The organism is Terriglobus sp. YAF25 (assembly GCF_052113305.1).
Classification (GTDB): Bacteria; Acidobacteriota; Terriglobia; order Terriglobales; family Acidobacteriaceae; genus Terriglobus.
This window is the reverse complement of record NZ_JBFRCY010000295.1, coordinates 1-5239: the sequence shown is the minus strand read 5'-3', so window position 1 is coordinate 5239 and position 5239 is coordinate 1. Positions and strand designations below refer to the sequence as shown.

General features: G+C 59.5%; 5 protein-coding genes. 2 read left to right on the top strand and 3 right to left on the bottom strand.

All coding sequences use genetic code 11. The annotated features are described in order from the left end of the window. The first annotated feature begins 62 nt into the window (after nucleotides 1–62). Nucleotides 63–1091 carry a metallophosphoesterase gene (locus tag AB4043_RS13565; protein ID WP_442299949.1) on the top strand — a complete coding sequence of 343 codons (1029 nt, stop codon included), beginning with the start codon at nucleotides 63–65 and terminating at the stop codon, nucleotides 1089–1091. Between the two features lie 130 nt (nucleotides 1092–1221). On the opposite strand, the gene AB4043_RS13560 is transcribed toward AB4043_RS13565, so the two are convergent. From AB4043_RS13560 to AB4043_RS13550, 3 genes are all read right to left on the bottom strand, one after another. Further along, nucleotides 1222–1857, bottom strand: a complete 636-nt coding sequence (locus AB4043_RS13560; protein ID WP_442299948.1) for a LysE family translocator — start codon at nucleotides 1855–1857, stop codon at nucleotides 1222–1224. 18 nt (nucleotides 1858–1875) lie between these two features. Next, entirely contained in the window at nucleotides 1876–2511 is a 636-nt protein-coding gene (locus AB4043_RS13555) for a LysE family translocator (RefSeq protein WP_442299947.1), read from the bottom strand. Between the two features lie 134 nt (nucleotides 2512–2645). Next, entirely contained in the window at nucleotides 2646–4265 is a 1620-nt protein-coding gene (locus tag AB4043_RS13550) for an ArnT family glycosyltransferase (RefSeq protein WP_442307274.1), read from the bottom strand. 47 nt (nucleotides 4266–4312) lie between these two features. On the opposite strand from AB4043_RS13550, the gene ypfJ reads away from it, so the two are divergent. Continuing rightward, a complete protein-coding gene (gene ypfJ, locus AB4043_RS13545; RefSeq protein ID WP_442299945.1) occupies nucleotides 4313–5218 on the top strand; it encodes a KPN_02809 family neutral zinc metallopeptidase in 906 nt (301 codons plus the stop codon). The last annotated feature ends 21 nt before the right edge of the window (nucleotides 5219–5239 follow it).

Here is a 5239-nt window from a genome sequence, read left to right as displayed (position 1 = left end):
GGGCCAAGCCGGCAATTTAATAGGTGACGCGCCCGCGGTTTTCTGCGTCTGATGAGGAAGTGATGAGCAAGACTGGTTCCATATCCCGGCGATCGTTTTTGAAGCAGACGGTGGCCTTCTCCGCCTTGGCGGCGATTCAGCCGCGCGCTGTCTTTGGACAGCTTCCGTCACCCGCTCCGGATCGCGATGCCGCCCATATGCTGATGCTCGGAGATTGGGGCACCGACAAGTATCTCGAACAGCAGGTGGCCACGGCCAACGGAATGAAGAGCTACGTCGACGTTCGTCAGATTCACCCGGAGAGCCTCTTTATGCTGGGCGATAACTGGTACGGCACGCTCAGTGATGACTCCCCCCGCTGGCAGAGCCAGTTTGAGCAGATGTATCCGAAGTCGCATTTTCCAGGGCCGGCCTATGCCGTGTTGGGCAACCACGACTACGAGTACAAGATCGGCAACAAGGTTGAGATGCAGCTCGGCTACGCTAAGAACCACCAGGGGACCCGCTGGTACATGCCGTCGCGTTGGTACACCTTTACCTGGCCACAGGCGAAGCCGATCGTGACCTTTATCTGCCTGGACTCGAACCTGCCGGGAACGAAGAGTGATCCATGGCCCTGGTCCTTCACGATGAAGCGCGAGCACCGGGACGAGCAGGAGGAGTGGTTCAAGCAGGAACTCGCCAAGCCGCGCACCACGCCCTTCGTCGCCGTCGTCGCACATCATCCACTTTTCAGCAATGGCATCCATAAGGACAACCATCTGCTGATCAAGCGCTGGGATGACCTGCTACGTGGCGCTAAGGTGGATTTCTATCTCACCGGCCACGACCACGACCTGCAACACCTGGAGTTTGCCGGGCATCCAACGTCGTTTGTCATTTCGGGAGGCGGCGGAGCGGAGCTCGTTGACTGGACGACCGATCCGAAGAAGCGTGGTCCCTGGGGCAGCAAGGTTCTCGGCTTCACCGACTTTGAAGCGAAGGACGACGCCATTATCGTTCGACTCCTCGACCAGAACGCGAAAGAACTACACAGCTTCCGTCGCCATGTCGGCGGAGCGGTCGAAGTGCTGACCCCGTTTGTAGGATAAAGAGTTGGGATCACTCTCTTTGAGAACGCTGCACGACATTTTATTTGTCATTTGGCAGCGTAGCGGAGAAATCCGCTTCTCTCCATATCCTCTGATCCTCGCTAAAGCCGAAGAACAGCTCGATTCAAATCTATTTGCTGGTGGCCGAGTAGATCAGCTTCCCGCCGAACGTAAACATCGCCGCACCGGCCGTGCGTTCAATGCCGGTCTTAGCGCGCCGATACGCTGCCTGTGCCTTCTGGGTGGAGAGCAGCAGCGACAACCCAATGTAGTATCCGGCTTCGTCTACGAACACGATCGCCAGCACGATGCCGCGCAGCCACAGTGGCCACGAAGGCTGCAGCACCGCCGTAAAGATGCTGGCAAAGAAGACAATGACCTTCGGGTTGGCGAGGTTCAACGTAAGCCCGCGTAGGAAGGCAGCGCCGACCGACATATCGGGAGCCGCCGTGGTGGCGGCGCCGTTAGACGTTTTCGACTTTGCGTGACGCCAGGACTGCACGCCGATGTAGCAGAGGTACATGCCGCCGGCGAACTGCATGATGCGATAGAGCCACTCCGCCTTGGCCAGGATGATCTGCACGCCGAAGACCGCAGCCGCGCCCCATAGAAACGCGGCAAAGCCCAATCCGAAGCCATGTGCAGCGGCGACTGGCCGGCGGTGTTGCATGGAGACGCGCATGGTGGCAACAAAGGCGGGTCCGGGCGAGGCGACGGCGAGCAGATGAACGCCGGCCAGTGCAAGCAGTGCGGCAACATAATGCATGTGTTTCAGTGTACGGAATCAGCTTTCGAGTGCTCGGTAGAAGAGCCGTAACGCAAACAGCAGCAGCGCTGTTCCCGCGACGCGGTCGATGACGGGCTTGGCATGCCGGTAGGTCTGTTGCGCATGGCGTGTGGAGAGCAACAGCGTCAGGCTGCTGTAGTAGATGAACTCATCGGCAAACACCAGAAGGGCTGCCGCGAACCGTATCCACATCGGCCACTCGGGATGCAGCACCGCGGCAAAGACGCTGGCAAAGAAGATCATCACCTTCGGATTTCCCAAGTTGGTCAGCAGACCTCTCCGGAACAAAGCAAACCTGGTGGTGGTTGCGCCAAGTTCCAGCGAGGCACGTTGGTGTGCAGGGAAGTTGGCATGACGCCACGCATTCACCGCCAGCCACATGAGGTAGACGCCGCCAAAGAGTTGCAGCCCGCGAAAGAGTCCAGGCACGGTCATCAAAACACTCTGCAAGCCCAGCACTGCCGCCAGCGCCCAGACGAAGGCAGCGCCGGCCAACCCCAGCGCATGAAACAGAGCGACTCCACGCGAATACTGCGTCGAGGCCCGCAGTGTATTCACAAACGAAGCCCCGGGCGAGGCCATACCGAGAAAATGGATTCCCGCAAACGCGGCAAGCGCAACGATGTAAGACATGGGGACAGCAAGGACGCTACAGAGTTCCACCRACAATTGGCAAGCGCCAGCCAGCTCTTGTTATAAGGCAGGCAAGCACTTCATCTAACCACTGCCGTACCTCTTCAACTTTTAACTTTCAACTTTTAACTGTTTTAGTAGTAGAACTTGAAGCTCGCCCAATCTTCGGTCAGATTCTTCTTCCTGTTCCGGCAGAGGTAGATGTTTCGCCGGTTCTCAAATGGCATCGCGTACGGATGATCCAGATGTCCGACCACGGTGCAGCTCTGGTAGTACTCCAGCATGGCCGGAAGCTTCGCTGCATTGATGGAGAAGACGACCTCTCCGGTAGCACCCTGCGGTCCCCAAAGGAAGTGAGTATTGTGTCCACTGACCACGGGTGGAATCTCACCTGGTTTATTGAGAAAGAGCAGTGAACTTGCCTCGCCGTAGTTGCCGGCGGTTACTACGGCTTTCCGTTGGTCTTCCGGCGGCAATGAGTGGTAGGCGGGGCGGATCTTCGCGGAGAGCTCTTCCCATCCAAAACGGTCTGCATAGAACTGCGGCAGAATTCCGGAACTGTCCGTCTCAGTATTGGTGGAGCTGTCGTAAAGATGCGTCGCCTTCATATAACGCAGCCATGACTCCACCGGGAGTACCGGAATTGCCATTGGCAGCGAGATGATCGCTAACAGCGCAATCAAGCCTGACAGTACGGGGAAGGCAATGGGACGATCCCAGTGGACTGACTTCCGTGTGGCGAAGCGTGTTTCCCATGCCAGACCACCGGCTGCAAAGACGATGGGATAGACCGGCACCAGGTAGTAGTCCTTCGCGTGCAGGGCAAACATCATGGCGTAGGTAAAGACCCAGGTCAGCCCCAGCCAGCGCCACTGCGCCCGGCGCAGCAGAAAGACAACTCCGGGAATCCACACGAGGGCCGCGATAGGGTTGACGTTTTTGAATTGCGCCAGGAAGAAGGCCAGGAAGCCGAGCGAGATGTTCTTCCCGTCCTTGCGTCCATTCTCCAGAAACTCCAGTGTTGGCCAGTGATGAATCGCCTGCCAGATGACGTTCGGACTCGCGATCAGGAGCAGCAGGGCGATGCCCATCGCCGCATGACGCGTGAACAGCAGCTTACGCTGCGGTGTGCACAGCAGCGCCAGTCCTACGGCGATCAGGAAGAACATCATCGAGGGCTTGTTCAATAGCCCCAGCCCTGCCGAGACGCCGAGGACGATCCACGCCCGTTGCGGTGGCCAGAGATCTCGCTGCAGCAGGATCAGCGCCAGCAGGCAGATCATCCAGAACATCGACTCGAAGGAGTTCATCGAGAGAAAACTGTCGAGGCCAAGGTACTGCGGCGCACACAACACACACAGCATCGCCAGGCCCTGCGCCGGCCGGCGTCCGCCGAGCGCCCAGGCAAGCAGACCCGTCAGAAAGACGCGAGCCGCACCCGCCAGGGCGGAGAACATGCGGATCCCAGTCAGGGAGTGCCCGAACAAGAGCTCCGCCAGCCGTGCCTGCACCGCGACAACGGGGCCGTGGTCCACATATCCCCATGCCAGGTGCCGGCCGCACATCAGGTAATAGAACTCATCGCGGAAGTAGCCATAGCCGATCGCCGGCTCCAGCAGATTCGTGCCGACATGAATGGCAAGCTTGATGAGTGCAAAGATCGTAGCAAGCCTGATGGCCTGCCGGAGTGTAGGGTCAGCGGAGCGGACGGTCACGGATGCTGCCATGCGGCAAGGATACGCAAGGAACAGCACTGCGGTTCCTTGCGCGGCATCTAAGATTACGGAATAGGGGATGAATCATGGACTGGACACCTGGCGGCACCAGTGACGATATTGAAGACCGGCGAGGCGACGACTCCGGCGGCGGTGGTGGCGGCGGCTTTGGTTTCGGCGGTATGGGCGGTGGCCTCGGCATCGGTGGCTTCATCCTTCTGCTGATCCTCAGCCTGGTTACGGGCCGGAACTTCCTTGGCGGCTTCTTTGGCGCCGGTCATGCTCCCTCGCAGCCTGCAGAGCGCCGCAGTGCAGGTCCCGTCGAGGAGACCCAGGGGGAGAAGCACAGTGTGCAGCTCATCAGTTGGACCCTGGACGACGCGCAGAAGACCTGGGAGCAGATCTTCCAGCAGAACGGCAAGACCTATCGTCATGCCAAGCTTGTCCTCTTCCGCGATGCCACCTACTCCGGCTGCGGTACGGCGCAGGCAGCCACTGGCCCCTTTTACTGCCCGGTCGATCAGAAGGTCTATATCGATCTCAGCTTCTGGGAGGAGCTCCAGCGCTTCGGCGGCGGTACGAGCGAGTTCGCACAGGCCTACGTTGTTACGCACGAGATCGGCCACCATGTACAGCGCCTGCTCGGGATTGAGAGCAATGTGCAACGCCTGATGTATGCGCGCCCGGCGCAGCGCAGCCAGCTCTCCGTCGCTCTGGAGCTACAGGCAGACTGCTTTGCCGGTGTGTGGGCGCACTCCGCTGAGCAGCGCGGTCATGTCCACACCAGTGACATTGCAGAGGGCATGAAGGCTGCGGCGGCAGTCGGCGACGATCATCTTCAGAAGATGGCCGGACGGGCCGTCAGTCCTGAACGCTTCACGCACGGCTCTTCCGAGCAGCGGCAGCAGTGGCTGGAGCGTGGTCTGCAGGACGGCACCATCGGCGCCTGCAATACCTTCAAGAATCTCAGCGACGCGGACAACCAGGACTAGAGCATTTTCCCTGTTACTGGG